Source organism: Streptomyces rimosus subsp. rimosus, from assembly GCF_000720725.1.
Lineage (GTDB): Bacteria > Actinomycetota > Actinomycetes > Streptomycetales > Streptomycetaceae > Streptomyces > Streptomyces rimosus_A.
Genome location: NZ_JOCQ01000277.1, coordinates 1 through 224, shown reverse-complemented (window position 1 = coordinate 224; position 224 = coordinate 1). Strand labels below are relative to the sequence as shown.

At 67.9% G+C, this 224-nt stretch carries 1 pseudogene; it reads right to left on the bottom strand.

The features are described from left to right. Positions 1-224 (bottom strand): annotated as a pseudogene (locus tag IH45_RS0142885) (1-acyl-sn-glycerol-3-phosphate acyltransferase); the annotation flags it as partial.

The window sequence follows — 224 nt, the reverse complement described above, 5'->3', positions numbered from 1 at the left end:
CTGCTGCCGTGCTTTGGCCTCGTTCGCGTACTCGTCCACGTACTCCTGGCCGGAGAGTTGCAGGATCTCGTACATGATCTCGTCGGTGACGGCGCGCAGCGCGGCGTGCTCGCCGTCCAGGCCGGCGAAGCGCTCGAATTCCAGGGGCTTGCCGAAGCGGATGGTGATGCGCATGGCGCGGGGCAGGCGGCGGCCGGTGGGCTGTGCCTCGAACGTTCCGATCA